Raw genomic sequence first — 615 nt, forward strand, 5'->3', positions numbered from 1 at the left:
TGGCCCAGACGAGTGTGCAAGCGCAGCGCTACCTCAAGCGCATCAAATACAGCAACGCCACGCCCTTCGTGAAGGGCGGCTGGCTGTTCGAGGTGGTCCTCGACTACGGCGAGCACGGCGTCATGCACGGCGAGCAGCTCGATGTCTCGCCGACCGAAGACCGCGAGTGGCCCACGCGACAAGACACCTTCTCGACGAACCGCCCGGGTTTCGAGCTGCGCACGCGTCGGCTGTGTCGGCGGGTGTTGATGTTTCACCATTTTGCCGCGGAGCTCGGGCCCGCGCCGTACCTGGTCGCGTCGACGGACTTCATCCACGACGAGGGCCCGGCGCTCACGCGGCTGACCGGGGTGAGCCAGCGCAGCTATCGGCGCGACGAGCAGACGCAGCACTTCGAGAGCGCGCAGCTGCCGACGCTCGAGTTCGACTACAGCGAGGCCGTCATCGACCCCTGGCTGCACGAGATCGACGACCCGATGACGCTGCGGAACCTGCCCGCGGGGATCGACGGGCGGCAGCATCGGCTCGTGGATCTCGACGGCGAGGGCTTGCCTGGCGTGGTCACCGAGCAAGCTGGCAGCTGGTACTTCAAGCGTGGCCTCGGCGATGGTCGCT

General features: G+C 67.3%; 1 protein-coding gene. It reads left to right on the forward strand.

The window, feature by feature from the left end; genetic code table 11:
* Positions 1-14: 14 nt before the first annotated feature.
* A partial coding sequence (locus ENSA5_RS25930) for a SpvB/TcaC N-terminal domain-containing protein (RefSeq protein ID WP_308726573.1) occupies positions 15-615 on the forward strand: 601 nt, incomplete at its 3' end.

Source organism: Enhygromyxa salina (assembly GCF_002994615.1).
Taxonomy (GTDB): Bacteria; Myxococcota_A; Polyangia; order Nannocystales; family Nannocystaceae; genus Plesiocystis; species Plesiocystis salina_A.